The sequence below is a fragment of the Rhizobium freirei PRF 81 genome (assembly GCF_000359745.1).
Taxonomy (GTDB): Bacteria; Pseudomonadota; Alphaproteobacteria; order Rhizobiales; family Rhizobiaceae; genus Rhizobium; species Rhizobium freirei.
The window spans coordinates 36,677-52,449 of record NZ_AQHN01000003.1 but is presented as its reverse complement, the minus strand read 5'-3'; the positions used below and the strand labels follow the sequence as shown (position 1 = coordinate 52,449).

At 62.0% G+C, this 15,773-nt stretch carries 14 protein-coding genes and 1 pseudogene; 1 reads left to right on the top strand and 14 read right to left on the bottom strand.

The window, feature by feature from the left end; genetic code table 11:
• The 13 genes and pseudogenes from RHSP_RS33290 to RHSP_RS00870 form a co-directional block, all read right to left on the bottom strand.
• Positions 1-166: pseudogene (locus tag RHSP_RS33290) on the bottom strand (aldehyde dehydrogenase family protein); the annotation flags it as partial.
• A gap of 34 nt (positions 167-200) precedes the next feature.
• Positions 201-857, bottom strand: a complete 657-nt coding sequence (locus RHSP_RS00920) for a DUF3313 domain-containing protein (protein WP_004107527.1) — start codon at positions 855-857, stop codon at positions 201-203.
• A gap of 68 nt (positions 858-925) precedes the next feature.
• The gene (locus tag RHSP_RS00915) at positions 926-2,260 is read right to left on the bottom strand and encodes a HAMP domain-containing sensor histidine kinase (protein WP_004107517.1); all 1,335 of its coding nucleotides are present in this window, start codon (positions 2,258-2,260) and stop codon (positions 926-928) included.
• The gene (locus RHSP_RS00910; protein WP_004107513.1) at positions 2,257-3,000 is read right to left on the bottom strand and encodes a response regulator; all 744 of its coding nucleotides are present in this window, start codon (positions 2,998-3,000) and stop codon (positions 2,257-2,259) included. The genes RHSP_RS00915 and RHSP_RS00910 overlap by 4 nt, the downstream gene beginning before the upstream one ends.
• 282 nt (positions 3,001-3,282) lie before the next feature.
• Positions 3,283-3,735 carry a hypothetical protein gene (locus tag RHSP_RS34450; RefSeq protein WP_157385276.1) on the bottom strand — a complete coding sequence of 151 codons (453 nt, stop codon included), beginning with the start codon at positions 3,733-3,735 and terminating at the stop codon, positions 3,283-3,285.
• 188 nt (positions 3,736-3,923) lie between these two features.
• Complete coding sequence (locus RHSP_RS00905) at positions 3,924-5,369, bottom strand: aldehyde dehydrogenase (RefSeq protein ID WP_004107511.1); 1,446 nt, start codon at positions 5,367-5,369, stop codon at positions 3,924-3,926.
• Positions 5,370-5,394: 25 nt separating this feature from the next.
• Positions 5,395-6,180 (bottom strand): coniferyl-alcohol dehydrogenase, encoded by a 786-nt coding sequence (locus RHSP_RS00900; protein ID WP_004107509.1) that lies wholly within the window; start codon positions 6,178-6,180, stop codon positions 5,395-5,397.
• Positions 6,181-6,222: 42 nt separating this feature from the next.
• Positions 6,223-7,242 (bottom strand): branched-chain amino acid ABC transporter permease, encoded by a 1,020-nt coding sequence (locus RHSP_RS00895; RefSeq protein ID WP_004107506.1) that lies wholly within the window; start codon positions 7,240-7,242, stop codon positions 6,223-6,225.
• On the bottom strand, positions 7,239-8,135 hold the full coding sequence (locus tag RHSP_RS00890; protein ID WP_004107504.1) for a branched-chain amino acid ABC transporter permease: 897 nt from the start codon (positions 8,133-8,135) through the stop codon (positions 7,239-7,241). The genes RHSP_RS00895 and RHSP_RS00890 overlap by 4 nt, the downstream gene beginning before the upstream one ends.
• Positions 8,132-8,863 (bottom strand): ABC transporter ATP-binding protein, encoded by a 732-nt coding sequence (locus tag RHSP_RS00885; RefSeq protein ID WP_037148771.1) that lies wholly within the window; start codon positions 8,861-8,863, stop codon positions 8,132-8,134. Before RHSP_RS00885 ends, RHSP_RS00890 begins: the two co-directional genes overlap by 4 nt.
• Positions 8,860-9,627 carry an ABC transporter ATP-binding protein gene (locus tag RHSP_RS00880; protein ID WP_081615273.1) on the bottom strand — a complete coding sequence of 256 codons (768 nt, stop codon included), beginning with the start codon at positions 9,625-9,627 and terminating at the stop codon, positions 8,860-8,862. Before RHSP_RS00880 ends, RHSP_RS00885 begins: the two co-directional genes overlap by 4 nt.
• Positions 9,620-10,930, bottom strand: coding sequence for an ABC transporter substrate-binding protein (locus RHSP_RS00875; RefSeq protein WP_004107497.1), 1,311 nt, complete (start codon positions 10,928-10,930; stop codon positions 9,620-9,622). Before RHSP_RS00875 ends, RHSP_RS00880 begins: the two co-directional genes overlap by 8 nt.
• Before the next feature lie 70 nt (positions 10,931-11,000).
• On the bottom strand, positions 11,001-12,452 hold the full coding sequence (locus tag RHSP_RS00870; RefSeq protein ID WP_004107494.1) for an aldehyde dehydrogenase: 1,452 nt from the start codon (positions 12,450-12,452) through the stop codon (positions 11,001-11,003).
• Between the two features lie 233 nt (positions 12,453-12,685).
• Between RHSP_RS00870 and RHSP_RS00865 the strand changes: the two genes are divergently transcribed.
• Entirely contained in the window at positions 12,686-13,585 is a 900-nt protein-coding gene (locus tag RHSP_RS00865) for a helix-turn-helix transcriptional regulator (RefSeq protein WP_004107492.1), read from the top strand.
• Between the two features lie 29 nt (positions 13,586-13,614).
• Here RHSP_RS00865 and RHSP_RS00860 read toward each other — a convergent pair whose 3' ends face one another.
• Positions 13,615-15,771 carry an acetate--CoA ligase family protein gene (locus RHSP_RS00860; protein ID WP_004107489.1) on the bottom strand — a complete coding sequence of 719 codons (2,157 nt, stop codon included), beginning with the start codon at positions 15,769-15,771 and terminating at the stop codon, positions 13,615-13,617.
• Positions 15,772-15,773: the final 2 nt, after the last annotated feature.

The following is a 15,773-nucleotide window of genomic DNA, read 5'->3' as shown; positions in this document are numbered from 1 at the left end:
CAAAGCGTCTGGTGAATTCGTCATAGGTTCCGGTTTGAACGTAGATGCGATTTGCGCAGACGCAGGTTTGGCCGGCGTTGCGGAGTTTTGCTGCAATCGCACCGTCGACGGGCTTGTCGATGTCAGCGTCATTGAAAACGATTAGCGGGGCGTTGCCACCTAGTTGTTTTTTAGTTTACGTAGCCGGGCTCCGCAGCCGGCTACCTAGTCCGAGTTAGGAGATCGGAAGCACCCTTGTCTATTGCAACATAGGAGGCCTTCAGACTTCCGAACGACGCTCCGAGATTGAGCGCACCGGGATATTGCTTGGCGACATAGGCAAGCAGGAGGCGGTTGGATGTCGAATCATAGATCTCCGCCGCATAGGTCGCCGAGCCGGTCATCGATCCTTGCTTTCCTCGCGTTGCCTGCACGGTGTTGTAGAGGCCGCCGGCAATATCGACGTGCGAGACCGGGCCGAGCACGGGATTGGTTGTCTCCGCACCGGCAAGCGTCAAGCGAAGGCGCAGCGTCGTGGGGCCGGGGGTGGCAACCATCACGTAGCGTTGGGCGAGCACTTCGCCGAACTTGTCGTGCATATAGCGCGCGAGTTTCTGCTTGTCCTCTTCGGGCAGGTTCGCGAATTGACTGTCCTTGCCTCTGTAGATGCTGACAGGCTCCACGATGATCTTGTCATACTGGCTCCAGTTCACGACTACCTTATAGCTGAACGGCGCCCGCCCCGAACTGTCGCTCGGATCAGGTCTCAGTTGTGCCGCGGATGCGAGGCCCTGATAGACCATGGGTTCGGAGGTGGCGCAGCCTGCTGCGGCAAGAGAAATGGCCGCCAATGCGAGGCATGCGGGAATGGACTTCATGGAGAGCTCCTGGATCGTTTATGCGCTCTCCTTGTAAGGTTTGCCTTTGTTGCGTTGTGTTCGGATTTTTATGAAGATGCTGCGGCGTTGCCGATGCCCGAATTGGCGGGCAGTCGTATCACGACAGCCAAGCCGTGCGGCTTGCGATCGCGCAGTTCAAAACTGCCTCGATGGCCGACCGTGATGATCCCATGCGCAATGGAAAGGCCGAGACCGAAACCGCTGTTCTTACTCGTCGAGCGCGCCTTGTCCGCCTTGAAAAAGGGCTCCATGACCTGGAGCTTCAATTCGTCGGCTATTCCAGGGCCGTTATCCGCAACCGTGATGACGACCGAACCGTCTTCTTCCTCCACAAGCGCAAGATCGATGCTGCCGGCATGGCGAGAGGCATTGTCGATCAGGTTCGATACGGCTCTTGATAGCGCTCGCGGCTTGCAAATATAGGGCAGGCGCCGCGGGCCGGTGAAAGTGACATCGATGCCGGTATCGGCAAAGTCGTCGGTCACGGTTTGCAGGAGACTGGACAGCTCGACTTTCTTCAAAGCTTCGACTTCGCCCCCGAGATAAGCAAGGCTTTCGTTGATCATGCTGGAAAGCACATCAATGTCCCTGAGCATTTGTTGTCGCAGCTCTGCCCGATCGCAACGCTCGGCGCGCATTCTGAGCCGCGTCAAGGGCGTGCGCAGATCGTGGCTGATGGATGTCAGCATGCGGGTGCGTCCGGCCATGAGTTCGCGGACGCGTTTGCGCATGAGGTTGAGCGATGTTGCGAGGCTGCGCAGTTCCGCCGAGCCGCTAACCTCGAAAGGTTCGTCAAGCTCGTCGTCGGAGCGGACACGTTCGGCCGCTATCGCCAGATCGACGATTGGCCTGCCGATCAACCATGCGGTTAGAATTGCCAGAACTGCAGCGGGAACAATAATCAGGACAAGTTTGCCGAAGACAGCGGGTAAGATCCATCGTGTCGTGGAAAACTCGGGCAAGGCAAACACCAGACTGCCATCCCCGGCGCTGACCGTCAAAGTCTTCGGATTGTTCCAACCCATGAAGCCATAGGGGTCGAAAAAGATATTGTAATCGAGCAGCCGGCGCACTGCCGCGGGAATATCACGTGCGGTGACCGGCGGATCGGCCGTCTGTTCGCCGGCCGCTCTCCAGACGTTAACGCCTTGCGCCCTGAATCTGGAAAGGACTGCATCCCCTTGCGTTTTGTCTGTCGAAAGGGCGAATTCCTTGGTGATGGTCTCAATGCGGCCGGCAAAAAGGCCGACTTCGACGCCTTTGTCGAACCGGCTGCGCACGAACGGTTCTGTTCCGGCCGCTATGGTCGTGACGACGGCTGCAAGCAAAGCGGTGAGAATGGCGATCTGTGTGCGGACGGATGATTGAGATAGCCACCTCACCGCAGATACTCGACATCTGAAGCGAAAAGATAGCCCCCAAGCCGCACCGTCTTTATGAAGGCCGGCTCCTTGAGGTTCGGCTCTATCTTCTGGCGAAGACGGCTGATTTGAGCATCCACGCTGCGCTCGACTGGGCCAGCCGTTCCCGCATGCGTCATCGACAATAGCTGTTCACGGGTCAGAATCTGGTTTGGATTGTGACAGAAGGCCAGCAGGAGATCGAATTCGGATGTTGTCATCAGTACTTCGGCGCCTTCCGGATCCACGATCCGCCTGCTTCTTGGGTCGATCACCCAGCCTGAAAAGGTCATTTTCGCGAGCGGTTTTCGCTCTGCCGTCTCAGTACCATACGAAGCTCTGCGAAGAAGCGCCTTGATCCTGGCAACGAGTTCCCGCGGGTTGAACGGCTTGATGACATAATCGTCCGCTCCGAGCTCGAGGCCGATTATACGATCGATATCTTCCCTGAGCGCAGTCAGCATCAGGATCGGGATCGTTCCGGCCGACCTCAAGCGCCGACAGATGCTGAAACCATCCTCTCCGGGCAGCATGGCATCGAGGATTACGAGATCGAAGGAGTGCCTTTGCAATATCTTGTCCATCTCCGCACCGCTTCGCACAGGCAAGGCGCGCAAGCCGTGGTCCTTGATGAGCTCGACCAACATGATTGCGATCTCGTCGTCGTCTTCGACGACAAGAATGTGATGTGAAGGCTCGACCATCCTCATGTGTGCAACCATGTTTGTAGATCCTGATCGTCCGCCCGTTATCCATGTGCCGGGGGCAAATCTTACACTGCCTAAAAGGCCTAGGAGATGGGCCGAGAGCAACCGGCGATCGATGACTTTCGAAGGAAAATCTCGCAGATCATATCCTCGGCCGTCCATAGCAGAAGGAATTATAGCGATGTGTCAGGAAATATTGCAATTTGTTACGGGTGGCGGCTTAAGGGAGCCGGGGGTTCGCGCGCAACCAACTTATCATCACTATCGAGACAAGGACCAAGACGAGGTGGATATCGCTCATCGAAGATGACGCGGCAACATAGGCGAATTTGAAGTTAAGGCCGCGGCAACGGTGACCGCAGCCGATTTCAAAGGCTTGCGTAAACTCGCCTCGGTCACCGGCAACGCCTTCAAAGTTGGGTGGGTCTTGTCCGACGATGATAAAATCCTCCCATTTGGCGATGACCTTGCCGCGATACCGCTGTTTTCTCTCTGGGGCGACTGAGCTAAGGAACAGGAGGTTTCCGGTTCAGTATCTTTCGAGAGCTTCGACTGCGTAATGGGGCAAATGCCATCAGGGCGGCCGTACTCAAGAACAATTTTGATCGATCCATTTTGCGGGCTGACGGTGCGGCATGCCAGAGCGATAGCGATTGCCGCGGTAACGCGGTGGGAAGATCGAAAGACAACGCCTTCGCCCTCTGCATCGACATCTTTCTTCGGCACACGCCCTGATCGGATCAACGCCAATTTGCAAGCTCGTGCCGATTTCGCCAGCAGGGAAAATACTCCGGATACCAATGGGCCGGTCTATTCGGCGCCCGTTTCAATAACGTCATTCCGAAGGATCGTTACTCTCCCAGCGACGATCTCCGAAGCGCCGGGCCAATAGGGCATCCAGGTATTGGCCGGCGCTTGGATGATTGCCACCTGTTTTGTCAGAAGGGATAGTGTTGAGCCGGATCTTCGATGGTGATCCAGCGCAGGTCGGTGAATTCGGCGATGGCGGCTTTGCCGCCGAAGCGGCCGTAGCCGCTGCCCTTCACGCCACCGAACGGCATCTGCGCTTCATCATTCAGGGTCGGACCGTTGATGTGGCAGATCCCCGACTCGATGCGGGTCGCTACAGCGAGTGCTCGCTCGACATTACGGCTGAAGACTGCCGACGACAGCCCATATTCGGTGTCATTGGCGACGCGCACGGCCTCATCCTCGTCCGCCACGCGGATGATCGGCTTAACCGGCCCGAAGGACTCCTCCGAATAGACCCGCATGGCAGGCGTGACGTGATCGAGAAGCGTTGCCTCGACGACCGTACCCGTCCGTTTGCCGCCGGCGACCAGCTTTGCCCCCTTGGCCTCAGCGTCGGCGATCAAAACTTCCATCTTCCTGGCCGCGTCGAGACTGATGAGGGAACCCAGTACGACATGGCCACGTGGGTCACCCGCCGGAAGTTTTGCGGCACGCGCCGCGAGCTTGGCGACGAATTCGTCGGCGATCGCCTGGTGGACGATGATGCGTTCCGTCGACATGCAGATTTGGCCCTGATTCATGAAGGCGCCGAAGATTGCGGCATTCACCGCGCCATCGATATCCGCGTCATCCAGAATGACGAGGGGCGCCTTGCCGCCGAGCTCCAGAAGTGCCGGCTTCAGGTGCCGGCCGGTGAGTTCGGCAATGATCCTGCCGACCTTGGTCGAGCCCGTGAAGTTGACGCGGCGAACGGCCGGATGAGCAATCAGCGCTTCCACGATTTGCGGCGCGTCTTCCGGTGCATTCGTGATGACATTGATGACGCCTGCCGGCATGCCAGCCTCGGTCAGTGCTGTCGCAATCAGGCGATGTGTGCCCGGGCATTGTTCGGATGCCTTGAGGATGACCGTGTTGCCGCAGGCAATCGGCATGGCGACGGCGCGGGTGCCGAGAATGACGGGGGCGTTCCAGGGGGCGATTGCGAGGCACACGCCTGCGGCCTGACGAACGCCCATGGCGAGCGTGCTGGGCTTGTCGGAGGGGATGATCTCGCCGGCAATCTGCGTCGTCATCGCGCCGGCTTCGCGCAGGATATTGGCAGCGAGCATCACGTTGAAACCGGCCCAGGGCGCGGTGGCGCCGGTCTCCTCGATCATCAGCCGGGTGAATTCGTCGACCTTGGAATCCATGATGTCGGCCGCCTTCATCAGGATCGCGCGACGCTGGCCCGGTCCGGTCTTCGACCAGGCCGGAAAGGCGGCCGATGCAGCATCGATCGCTGCTGTGACATCATCGAGGCCGGCGGCGGCCGAGCGGGTCGCGAGCTCTCCGGTGAAGGGATTCATGCGGTCACACGTCCGGCCGCTGGCCGCGGGGCGATCCACGCCGTTGACGAGAAGCGAAATAGTCATGTCTGTCTCCTGATGAAAGCGAAAGCTAGAAGCCGAGAACCGAGGCGTTGATGGAGGCCTCGAGGCCGCCGTCGGTGGCGAGGTTGGTGCCGTTGATCCAGCGAGCGCCATCCGAGCAGAGGAAGAGAATGGCGGGAGCGATATCGGCCGAGGTTCCGGCGCGTCCGACGCGGCTAATGTCGCTGTCGACGCGTTCGTCGCCGAGGACCGCGCGGAATTGTTTGAGGATAGGTGTTTCGACCGGGCCGGGGCTCACGGCATTGACGCGGATGCCGTGCTCCTTGAATAGCGGCTGGTGGGCGGCGCGCATCGTCCAGAGCAGAAGCAGTTCCTTGGAGAGAGGATAGCCTTCCTCGTCCTTCAGGCCGTACTTGGTGGCGAGGCTCTCGATGTCCGGAAAACTCTCGATAGCGGTCAATGTCTTGGCCCGCTCGAGATTTGCGCGCCAACCATAGCCGGCAATGGAGGCAACATTGACCACAGCTCCGCCTTCGCGAAGCCGCGGCGCCACCGCTTCCGTCAGCGCGCGCAGTCCGTAGAAATTCACCGCCAGCGTTGCCACAATACCGGTACTGCCCGAGAGGCCAGCGACATTGGCAAGCGCGTCGATGCGCCTGGGCAGCTGCTGGACGATTTCCGCAACGCCGGAGGGTGTCGAGATGTCGCCTTTTATAAAGGCGGCGCCCGCCTGGGTCGGCTCGCGGACATCGACGCCGATGACATCAGCGCCCATTTGCCCGGCCAGTTCCGCGGTACGCGCGCCGATACCGGAGGCGACGCCGGTGATCAGAATGGTCTTGCCGAAAAGCATGGTTTGTACCTTTCTCGACGGGATCGGAAAATCCGCCAGTCGCTATCGTTTGTCTTTCAGAAGGTTCGGTAGTGTCAGCCGGTAGCCGACGGGCAGCAGTTGCAGGCCAAAGCGCCGCTCGATCTCGCCCCAAAGGCCGTGCGGCAGGTAAAGGGAGAAGAGGACGGCCGTCGCGCCAAGGCCGATCAAGTACCAGACGCCGGTTCCGCCGAAGATGGTCTCGATGACGAAGAACAGGATCGCGCCGAGGATCGCGCCTTCGAATTTGCCGATGCCGCCGACCAGGACCATAAAGATCATGTAGGCGGTCCACTGGACGCTGAAGTAGGTCTTCGGCTGGAAAGTGGTGGCCGTCGCCAGCCAGAGGCCGCCGGCAACTGCAATGCCGAATGCCGCGAGCACGAAGAGCAACCTCTTCGTGGCGATGACGCGCACGCCGACGGAGGTCGCAGCGTCCTCATTGTCGCGGATGGCTTGCATGGCCGCCCCGGCGCGACTGCGCATCAGCGTGAAAAGGGCGCCGAGCAGGGCCGTCATGGCAACCAGCGACAGCCAGTAGATGATCGCGCGGCGGGTGGCGCTGTCATAGACGTTCAGCGAGATCAGCGACGTGCCGGTCTCGCCCTGGATGAGGCGATCGAGATTGACGAGCAGGTGGACAAGCTCGGCCACGACCCACATGCCGATGGCGAACTCCCCGCCCTTAAGCCGTAGCATGAACAGCGAGAGCGGGATGGAGAGGGCACCGGTGACGATCGCGGCGACAAACAGCGCAACGAAGGGATTGAGCCCGGCATCAGCGAGCCGGATGGTGAAATAGGCGCCGAGGCCGAAAAACACCTGCTGGCCGACGGAGACCAGCCCGCCGAACCCGGCCAGCGCGTTCCACATGGCGGCAAGGATCACATAGATGAACAGGGCCGTCATCCGGTCGATCATGCCTGCGCCGAGGAATACAGGAGCAAGCGCCAGGACTGCGATTGTCGCCGCCATGGCGCTCAGCGCCAGCCGAGACGATCTTGTCCAGCGCTCGATGGATATGTCGTTTGAGAGCAAAGTCATGCCGGGCTCCGAAGAAAAGCGCGAATTTTGCCGAAGGCCGGCATGCCGGACCGGAAGAGCCGCAGGAAGACGACCAGCAGGAACACGACATGTCCGCCGATCAGAAAGCCCTGCGGATGCAGTTGTGCGCCAAGCGATTGGGCGAGCCCGAGGATGATGCCGCCGACCAGCGTGCCCCACAGAGAACCCGCGCCGCCGATGACCGCCGTCTCGAAGGCAAAGAGCAGCTGCGGCGCTCCCGCATAGGCGCTGAAGGTGGCCCGCATGGCGAGGAACGCCCCGGCGATCCCGATGGTGACCATGGTGATCGCCGTTGCCGTCGCATTCACCCTGCGGGCGTCGATGCCGACCAGACCGGCCGTATCGGGGTCTTCCGCCGTAGCGCGGATCGCGCGGCCGAGCGCGAAGCGGCTGAGGAAGAACTGCAAGCCGCCGAGAATGATAATCGCCGTCGCCATCATCATCACCGCGAGCTTGCCGACGAAGATATGGCCGGGCAATTGCCAGGACGCGTAGGACAGGTTGCCGATAAAGGGCGCCAGCGATCGCGTGTCCGCGCCGAATTGCTCGAACAGCAGATTGTCGATGACGATCGACAGGCCGAAGGTGGTGAGGATCGGCAATAGCGTGCCGCCGCGGGCGCTGCGTTCGAGAACGAAGCGCTGCAGCAGCCAGCCGAAGGCCGCCATTACAGGCAATACGATCAGCAGCCCGGCGAAGGGTGAGATGCCGAACTTCGAGGCCAGCAGCCAGAGACCGTAGGCGGCCGCAACCGCCAGGCTGCCATGCGCCAGATTGATGATGCGCATGACCGAGAACATGAAGGACAGGCCGCAGGCGATGACGGCATAGTAGCCGCCGAGCAGGATGCCCTGGAGCAAGGTATTGATCACGATGCGCTCCTGTCGCCGTCTGCCCGATGATGCAGCCCGAAATAGGCTTTGGTGATTTCGTCGCGCGTAACACTTGCCGCCGGCCTGTCGAGGACGACGCGTCCCTCCAGCATGCAGATGACGCGGCTGGCAACGCTCATCGCCCGCCCAAGGTCCTGTTCGACAAGAACGATGGTGGTCCCCGAAGACAGCAGCGCCTGCAGCTGCACGTAGACGCGATCGACCACGAGTGGCGATAGGCCGAGCGAGACTTCGTCGAGCAAGAGAAGGTCGGGATTGCTCATCAATGCCCGGCCGATAGCGGTCGCCTGTTGCTCGCCCCCGGAGAGATGGCCGGTTTTGGCACGGCGGCGGGGTTTCAGGTTTGGAAACGCGTCGAAGATCCGCTCGATGGTCCAGTCGCCCTTGCGGCCAGGAGTCTTGCCGAGCAGCAGGTTTTCCTCGACGGTCATCTGCGAGAAAAGGCGGCGGCCCTCCGGCACCAGGGCGATGCCCATGGCGATCCGCTTGTGCGAGGGCACCGCCGTTACATCCTGGCCGCCGAGAAACACCTGGCCCGCGGCGGGAAGATGGGCTCCGGCGATCGATCGCAGCAGCGTTGTCTTGCCCGCGCCATTGGCGCCGACCAGAGCGAGCACCTCGCCCTCGGCGATATCGAAACTGACGCCGCGCACCGCCTGCAGCAAGCCGTGGCGGACGTCGAGGTTGCGGATGGAGAGAAGGCTCATGCGGGCGTCCCTCCGAGATAGGCCTTTACGACCTCGGCATCGCGCATCACCGCTTTCGGTTCGCCGTCGGCGATGATCTTGCCGGCGTCCATGCAGATCAGCCGTTCGACCACCTGCAGCAGGATGTGGACGATATGCTCGATCCAGACAATGCCGATGCCGCGCCGGCGCAATTCGAGGATGGTATCCACCAGCTCGCTGGCCTCGCCATCGGTCAAGCCGCCGCCGATCTCGTCGAGCAGAAGTAGCCTCGGCTTGGTGGCAAGCGCCCGCGCCAGCTCCAGGCGCTTGCGGTCGAGCAGGCCGAGCGTATCGGCGCGGCGATTGGCAACGCCGAGCATGCCGCACAGTGTCAGGGAATCGACGACACGCTCATAGGCTTCGTCGCGGCTGGCGGCATTGCTGTGCGATGCGGCGACGAAGACGTTCTCGAAGGTCGTCATGCCGCTGAAGGGCTTGGGGATCTGATGCGTGCGTACCAGACCCAACCGGCAGCGATCGGCCGCCGTCAAGGCGGTCAGGTTCCGGCCGTCGAAGGTGATCGTTCCGGCATTTAGCGGAAATGCACCCGCCAGCGCGCTCAACAAAGTCGTCTTGCCCGCTCCGTTCGGTCCAACGATGCCGACGGCATCGCCGTCTCCCATCGAAAAATCGAGGTTTTCGAGGACCACAAGCGCCCCGAAGCGCTTGTGTATCCCCTTGGCAGACAGGAAATCCTGTCCTGACCCATGTCGTTCCTGTCCCTGCACGATAGCCTTACCCATTGTAAGCGACGAGTTTGGTCGCGACGGGCACATTCGGATCGGTGGCGTGTTCGGTCACGACATAGTCGAGGGCGAACTTCGAGCCGGCCGGCGCCTTGACCCATTGTGTACCGATGATCGGTCCGGGTGAGATATTGGCAACAGGGCCGCTGGTAAAATCCACCTTGCCGGCAATTGTCGTCGTCTTGAGCGTGCTCAGGGCCTTGGCGACGGCCTCCTTGCTCTTGGCATCCGAGGCGGCCTTCAGGGCGTCGAAGCCGGCATCGATAAGCGACAGGCTGGCGCCAAGCTGCTGCGTCCATTGCTTGCCGCTTGCCGCCTCATAGCCATCGGCGAGCTCGGTTCCGGAAACGCCCGTCAGCGTCGACTTGTACGGAAAGGCTTTGTGCCAATAGGCTGCGCTGGCGATATTCACGCCGAGGTCGCCGAGCGCCTCGATGTCGGACGGGAAGAGCCCGGTCTTGGCAACCTGGCAGATCTTGATCTGCTGGATGAGGCCTTGCTGTGCCGCCTGACGCCAGAAAGCCGCGAAATCCGGCGGGATCGGGAAGCTGTTGAAGATTTCGACGCCTTCCTGACGGAAGAGCGCGATCTGCGAGGAAAAATCGGTGGTGCCTGTCTCGTATGCACCGGGATCGACGATCGTGAAGCCGGCCTTGGCGAGCGCCGGGGCCAGATTGGCGCGGATGGCGTTGCCATCGGCATCGTTCGGATACATGACGCCGACCTTCTTGTTGGTCTCGATCAGGTTCCACTGTGAAATATAGGTCTTCAGGAACTCGCCGACGCCGAAGCCGAAATGATAGGTCCATTTGAACGGCGACGGTGCGCCGGGTTTGGCGCCGCGGCCGAAATACCAGGCTTCCCAGGGCATGACCGTCGACAGGCAGGGCACGCCGGCAGCCTCGCAGGCATCGGCGACCGGATTGATGGTTTCCGGCGTCGAGACCGCCAGCATCAGATCGACGGATTGATTGTTGATCAGGTCTTTGGCCAGTTGGCCGGCGCGCGACGGATCGGATTGCGTGTCGCGGTCGAGGATCTCGACCTTCCAGGTCTTGCCGCCGGCCTGCAGCCCGTTGGCCAGCGCCTTGCGGGCCAGTTCGAGGACGTAGCCATCCGTCTCGCCGAAGCCGCCGAGCGGTCCGGTTCGCGGGCTGATGAAGCCGACCTTCAGCGTATCTTCGGCGGCAAGCGCCGCCCGCCCGCCCAAGGCCAACGCGGTCGTGCCTGCGGCGGCTGCGGTGATAAAGCTGCGCCGGGTCAATCCGGCGCCGAGAAGTTGTCTTTTGAAATCAGTCATGCAATTTCCTCCCTCTTTCCCGGAGCCCTCTTACTCCGTGTTCTCTTGTGTTTTGCCGATCCGCGACGGTTCAGATCGGATAGTTGCGGCTGCCCGACGCAAGCGTGATCCAGCGCAGTTCCGTGAATTCGTCGATTGCGGCCTTGCCGCCGAACCGGCCATAACCGCTGGACTTGACCCCGCCGAAGGGCATTTGCGGCTCATCGGAAACGGTTGCTTCGTTGATGTGGCAGATGCCCGTCTCGATGCGCCGGGCAACCGCCAGCGCCTGGTTGATGTCGCGGCTGAAGACGGCCGACGATAATCCGTACTCATTGTCATTGGCGACGGTCACGGCTTCATCGATGCTATCGACACGAATAATCGCCGCTAGCGGCCCGAAGCTCTCCTCGCGGTAGATGCGCATGGCAGGCGTCACGTGATCGACGACGGTCGCATCCACCAGCGTGCCGTTGGGATGCCCGCCGCAGACGATGGCCGCGCCTTTCTGCAAGGCATCGTCAACGAGCGCCTTGATACGCCGCACCGCCTCCGCGTTGATCATGGTTCCGAGCGGTGTATTTCCGTGACGCGGATCTCCCGCCACGAGCGTCGCGGCCTTCGCCCTGAATTTCTCGACGAATTCATCGGCGATCCCGTCGAGCAGGATAATGCGCTCGGTAGACATGCAGATCTGGCCCTGGTTCATGAAGGCCCCAAAGGCCGCCGCACGGACGGCCTCATCAATGTCGGCGTCTGCGAGCACGATGAAGGGCGCTTTTCCACCAAGTTCCAGCAGGCAGCGTTTCAGATGCTTCGCCGACGTCTCCGCGATGATCCGTCCGACGCGCGTCGAGCCCGTGAAGTTGATCCGGCGCACCGCAGGATGGGCGATCAAGGCCTCAACGACGGTAGCGGCATCCTTCGGGGCATTGGTGACGACATTGACGACGCCTGCGGGAAAGCCCGCCTCGCGCATGATCTCTCCGATCAGGCAATGAGTCTTCGGGCAGAGTTCGGAGGCCTTGAGCACGACCGTGTTGCCACAGGCAAGCGGCATGGCGATTGCCCGCACGCCAAGGATGATCGGCGCGTTCCACGGCGCAATGCCGACACAGACGCCGGCCGGCTGGCGCAGCGCCATGGCAATGTTGCCGGGTATGCCCGAGGGGATGATCTCGCCGGTCACCTGGGTGGTCAGCGCGGCGGCCTCCCGCAGCATATCGGCGGCGAGATCGCAATTGATCCTTGCCCAAAGGACGGTCGCCCCGGTCTCTCCAATCATCGCCGCGGCGAAATCCGCCGATCGCGCAAGGAGAACATCTGCTGCCCGGCTGAGCATTGCGCGGCGTTCACCCGGTCCCAGTTCCGACCATGCGGGAAAGGCTGCGGCCGCAGCATTGGCCGCCCGGGCCGCGTCCAATGTCGAGGCGGCCGGCGCGATGGTCGCGACATCGCCGGTCGCCGGATCAAGGCATTCGAAGGTGGACGCATCTGCCGCATCCGCCATCTCGTCATTGATCAGGAGCTTTGCCACAAACATCGCGATCGTCCGGTTTTCCGCGTTTGCCATCGATGGGAGAAAGCGCACACGGTCGAGCGTGGCCGGGATGTGGCCTCGCAATCGGCATCTGTTGTGTGGAGTCCTCCTCCCAGAGGCTCATGAGATGAGACTACGCCATTGCAATTCGGAAGGAATGTGTTTTTCTGGGTTAATATTGTAATTATCTGGCTTTACCGGCTAAGGAATCATGATGCCGACGGGAGGAGAGGTCTATGGTTTCCGATGGCGGCATCCACCATCATGCGCATGGCGAGTGGCGGGAACCGTCGCTGTCGCATCGAACGATCCGCTTCCAGAAAGGCATTTATGCCGATTTCCATCACCTGTTCCTGCTGCAGGCGGGGACGGCTGTCTTGCTGCTTGAGCCCGAGGAGCAACGATCGCTGCAAGGCCCGGCGCTCGCCTATCTGCCGCCGCAGGCCCGGTGCGAGCTGCGTATGGCCGCCGGTGCCGCCGGCTTCCTGATCGGTGCGTCGCCGCAGATCATGGTGGACGCGATCGGCGACCAGGCGGAATCCTATGCGCTGCGGACCTTCAGCGAGCGGCTCTGGCTGACGGACGAACCGAGGCCGCATGCCGTGGAAGAGACGCAGCCGCTGGTGGCGGGCTTCGTGCGAGAGCTTGGCGATCCCTCCCGCGCCTCATGGATGGTCATCTCCGCCTATTTGCGGCTGATCCTCATGACCCTGTGGCGCACGGGCGGCAGTGAAGCGGCCGAGCAGCGCGGTCGTGGCGGCGGCGCCTCGATCCTGCAGCGATATCGGCAGCTGGTGGAGATCTGGTTCCGGCAGCATCGGCCGATCAGCGATTATGCGCGGGAGCTCGGCGTTACCACCGATCGTCTGCATTCGATTTGCTGCGGCGCGCTCGGCCGCCCGCCCGTCCAGCTCCTGCATGAGCGCGTCGTTCAGGAGGCGAAGCTGCGGCTGGAGCGCTCTGCCCGCACGGTCCAGGAGATATCCGACAGTCTCGGCTTTCGCGATCCCACCTATTTCAGCCATTTCTTCAAGAAAAGGACCGGATTTTCACCCGCGACCTATCGTGACTTTGCCCGAAAGACGGAGGTCGCCCGCAGCGACATGCTCTCGTCGGGCTATTCGGACTGGCCGTGACCATCGCGCGGTCGCGTGAGTTTCGCGGCTCAGGTGCGGCCATTTGCGGGTGCGGTCAGCATCAGGGCATCCAGCGCCACCGCACCTTGGCCGTCGGGATAGATCACGACGGGATTGAGGTCTATTTCCTGGATCGCCGCCTCGGCCAGAAGCAGCCGGCCGAGCGTGGCGATGATCCGGGCGGCGGCACCCACGTCGAGCGGCGGTGAGCCGCGGAAACCGCGCAGCAAAGGCGCATTCTTCAGCCGATATAGCTCGCGGATGATGGCGTCTTCGGGCAGGTCGGGGGTCAGAATGCGGACATCCTTCAGGATCTCCGCCGTAACGCCGCCAAAGCCCGCGAGAATCACAGGTCCCCAGTCCGGGTCGTTGCGTGCGCCGATGATCAGCTCGATGCCGCGTTTGCCCATGGCTTCGATCAGTATGCCGTCCAGGGTCAGGCCGGGGCGGTGGCCCGCAACATCGGCATGCAGCTTGATCCAGCCCTTCTTGAGGCTGGCTGCGTCCGTCAATCCAATGATAATACCGCCCGCATCGCTCTTGTGGCTGAGATCGGGTGACTGCGCCTTCAGCACCACTGGATACCCGATCGTGGCCGCCGCCGCGAGGGCTTGCTCGAGGGTCGCTGCCAGGCGGCCTTCAGGAAAGGGAATCCCGAGTGGCGTCAGGATTTGCTTGGCCCGATATTCGGGAACGACACCTCCCTGCGAGGGGAGATCGGCGATCCTGACCGGTGGTGTGGCGGACGCAGTAAGGTCGCGTGTCGCGAATTCGTCGATGCGCTTCAACGCCCGAAAGGCGCGTTCGGTCGACGGGAAATAGACGATGCCAAGCGCGCGCAATTGCGCGATATAGTCGGCCGGGATAGGGGCGCCTTCATCGAGCCCGGCGAAGATCAGCGGTTTTGTCGGCTTGCGCTCGCGTACGGCTTTCAGGATCGGCGGCAGCTTGATGCCCGAGGTGACAGGGTCGGTCTGGATGATGCAGGCGACAATGCTGGCAAAACGGGCATCGTCGAACAGCGTGGTGAGCGTTCGGTCGTAAAGATCCGGCTCGACAAGGCCTTGCGCCGTCAGATCCAGCGGATTGCTGACGCCGACGAAGGGCGGCAGAACGGCGCGTAGCGCCGGCGCGGTCTCATCGTTAATCGGAGGAAGATCGAGCCCGAGCTCTTCGCACAGATCGAGTGTCAACGCCTTGAATGCACCGGATTCGCCAAGAACGGCAGGGCCTCCAGCGGGAAGCTCCGGGCAACGCAGGGCGATTTCGGCGATGTCGCCGAGTTCTTCGAGCGTCTCGGCAAGAATGACGCCGGCACGCGCGACCTTGGCGCGCATGACCTGATGGTCGCCGGCCAGGGCGCCGGTGTGGGTCGCGGCGGATTGACGCGCGGCACTGCTCCGGCCGGGGTGAAGAAGGACGATCCGCTTTCCCTTCGCATATGCTTTGCGCGCCGCGGCCAGGAAGCGGGCCGGCTTGCGGAACTGTTCGACGATCATCGCGATGACCCGCGTGGAGGCATCCTCCACCAGAAACTCGACATAGTCCTCGACGCCACTGCCGGCTTCGTTGCCGGTGGAGATGGAATAGGAGAGGCCCAGCGCGCGGCTCGCGAAGGTCACGCCGAGGACGGCAGCCATGGCGCCGCTCTGCGACACGATCGCGATGCCCGGCCGGTCGCCCAGCGCCTCCGAAACGGTTTCGATGAAGGTCAGAGGTATGCGGTCGACATGGTTGACCATGCCGAGGCAATTCGGCCCCTCGATCACCATTCCCGCCTCGGCCGCTATGCGGGCGATCTCGCGCTGGTCGGCCAATCCTTCCTCGCCACCCTCGGCAAAGCCTGCCGAAAAGATAACGGCCGCGCCAACGCGGCGACGGGCAAGCGCCTCGATGGCGGGAAGCACGGCTGCGCGCGGAACGGCAAGAACCGCCGCATCCACTCCTTCCGGCAAATCGTCGATCGAGGCGAGGCAGGGCCGGTCGCCGATCTCGGTCCGTTTGGGGTTTATGAGATGAATGGCGCCGGCGTAGCCGCTGCGGTCGAGATTGGAGAGCACCGAAGCGCCAAGCGCGCGGGGCTTGTCGGAGGCGCCGACGATCGCCACCGATCTTGGGCGCAGCAACCGTTCCATCGAACCACCTGGAAGCGTTGATGGAAGTCGGCTAAAGATCTCGACCGTCATGG

Coding starts and splice junctions, on each gene's coding strand:
- RHSP_RS00885 (WP_037148771.1), bottom strand. CDS start 8,863: ATGAGCCTTCTCTCCATCCGCAACCTCGACGTCCGCCACGGCTTGCTG.
- RHSP_RS00895 (WP_004107506.1), bottom strand. CDS start 7,242: ATGACTTTGCTCTCAAACGACATATCCATCGAGCGCTGGACAAGATCG.
- RHSP_RS00905 (WP_004107511.1), bottom strand. CDS start 5,369: ATGACTATTTCGCTTCTCGTCAACGGCGTGGATCGCCCCGCGGCCAGC.
- RHSP_RS00875 (WP_004107497.1), bottom strand. CDS start 10,930: ATGACTGATTTCAAAAGACAACTTCTCGGCGCCGGATTGACCCGGCGC.
- RHSP_RS00900 (WP_004107509.1), bottom strand. CDS start 6,180: ATGCTTTTCGGCAAGACCATTCTGATCACCGGCGTCGCCTCCGGTATC.
- RHSP_RS00910 (WP_004107513.1), bottom strand. CDS start 3,000: ATGGTTGCACACATGAGGATGGTCGAGCCTTCACATCACATTCTTGTC.
- RHSP_RS00865 (WP_004107492.1), top strand. CDS start 12,686: ATGGTTTCCGATGGCGGCATCCACCATCATGCGCATGGCGAGTGGCGG.
- RHSP_RS00860 (WP_004107489.1), bottom strand. CDS start 15,771: ATGACGGTCGAGATCTTTAGCCGACTTCCATCAACGCTTCCAGGTGGT.
- RHSP_RS00870 (WP_004107494.1), bottom strand. CDS start 12,452: ATGTTTGTGGCAAAGCTCCTGATCAATGACGAGATGGCGGATGCGGCA.
- RHSP_RS00920 (WP_004107527.1), bottom strand. CDS start 857: ATGAAGTCCATTCCCGCATGCCTCGCATTGGCGGCCATTTCTCTTGCC.
- RHSP_RS00880 (WP_081615273.1), bottom strand. CDS start 9,627: ATGGGTAAGGCTATCGTGCAGGGACAGGAACGACATGGGTCAGGACAG.